The organism is Mesorhizobium sp. M5C.F.Ca.IN.020.32.2.1, assembly GCF_004023105.1.
Taxonomy (GTDB): domain Bacteria; phylum Pseudomonadota; class Alphaproteobacteria; order Rhizobiales; family Rhizobiaceae; genus Mesorhizobium; species Mesorhizobium wenxiniae.
The window spans coordinates 1-1,716 of record NZ_RZSX01001121.1 but is presented as its reverse complement, the minus strand read 5'-3'; the positions used below and the strand labels follow the sequence as shown (position 1 = coordinate 1,716).

General features: G+C 61.4%; 1 protein-coding gene and 1 pseudogene. One reads left to right on the top strand and one right to left on the bottom strand.

All coding sequences use genetic code 11. The annotated features are described in order from the left end of the window. Positions 1-22: 22 nt before the first annotated feature. A pseudogene (locus tag EOA86_RS33500) lies at positions 23-307 on the bottom strand (glycosyltransferase family 2 protein); the annotation flags it as partial. Positions 308-624: 317 nt separating this feature from the next. On the opposite strand from EOA86_RS33500, the gene tyrS reads away from it, so the two are divergent. After that, the coding region (gene tyrS, locus EOA86_RS33495; RefSeq protein WP_128345457.1) for a tyrosine--tRNA ligase at positions 625-1,716 on the top strand (1,092 nt) is incomplete at its 3' end.

Sequence of the window (1,716 nt, the reverse complement as noted above, 5' to 3'; positions counted from 1 at the left end):
GAATATATTTGGGATCGTTCTAGCCGTCGCCGTCGATCGTGGCGACGATATCGCCGCGGGCCGCCCACGCGCCCGAACGCACAGAGAGAGACTGGCCGGCGGATTTCTCATGCCGGAGGTGGCGAAGCGGAAACGGGCGAAGCACTGCCTGGGCGGCAAGCACCGAGGTGGTCTCATCGGTCGAACCATCATTGACGACGATCACCTCGAAGTCGCGCCCGACCATCGCCGCCCCGATCTCGTCAAGCAGAAGCGGCAGGTTCGCCGCCTCGTTCCGGCAGGGAATGACGATGGATATCTCCGGCATTTCGGGTCGGGCTCTGTCATAGGATATGGCATTCGATTCGATGCCGTGCGGTGCCGTCCAGCGGGTCGTGTGTGGCAAGAATCCGCTGGCGCGGCGCCTCATTACGCCAGCCCAAACGATGAAGCAAGGATGCAGCCGGAAGGCGAGCTTGCGCCGTTTCACGACCCCGTGATTGCGTTCGCACCGAACCAGTCATGTAAACGCGACCGGACGCAAAACCGGATTCCCCTTTTGCTGACCGCGCTTGGATGCTAAACGCCCGCGTTCACGCATGCCACGCCGATCCGGTTCGGTTGGGCGCTTTCGGGAAAGAAAAAATGTCCGCCTTCAAATCCGATTTCCTGCGCATTATGAGCGAGCGCGGTTTCATCCACCAGATTTCGGATGATGCCGGCCTCGACCAGCTTTTCGCCAAGGAAACGGTGACCGCCTATGTCGGTTACGACGCCACGGCGACCAGCCTGCATATCGGCAATCTGATTTCCGCGACCATGCTCTACTGGCTGCAGGAAACCGGCCATCGACCGATCGCGCTGATGGGCGGCGGCACCTCGATGATCGGCGACCCTTCCTTCCGCGACGACCAGCGCAAGCTTTTGACGCCTGAGGCCATCGCGACCAACATCGATGGTATCAAGCGCATCTTCGGCCGCATTTTGCGGTTCGGGGACGGTGCGGGCGACGCGATCATGGTCAACAATGCGGACTGGCTGATGAAGCTCAACTATGTCGAATTCCTGCGCGATGTCGGCCGGCATTTTTCGGTCAACCGCATGCTGACCTTCGACAGCGTCAAGCTGAGGCTCGAGCGCGAACAATCGCTGTCGTTCCTCGAATTCAACTATATGATTCTGCAGGGCTACGATTTCGTCGAGCTCAGCCGGCGATATGGCTGCCGCCTGCAGATGGGCGGATCGGACCAGTGGGGCAACATCATCAACGGCGTCGATCTCGGGCACCGCATGGGTACGCCGCAGCTTTATGCCCTGACCACACCGCTGCTGACGACGTCGTCAGGCGCCAAGATGGGCAAATCGGCCAAAGGCGCGGTCTGGCTGAACGGCGATCTCTACTCGCCCTATGATTTCTGGCAGTACTGGCGCAACACCGAGGACGCCGACGTCACGCGCTTCCTCAAGATTTTCACCCGCCTGCCGCTCACCGAAATCGCGCGGCTCGCCGCGCTTGGCGGCTCGGAGATCAACGAGGCCAAGAAGGTCCTGGCCACGGAAACCACGGCCATCGTGCACGGCCGCGAGGCAGCCGAAGAAGCCGAGGAAACCGCGCGCAAGACGTTTGAAGAAGGCGCGCTGGCCGAAACGCTGCCGACCGTGGAGGTCGGCAAGGCCGATCTGCAAAGCGGAGTCGGCATATTGTCGCTGTTCGTCACCGCTGGGCTTGCCGCGTCC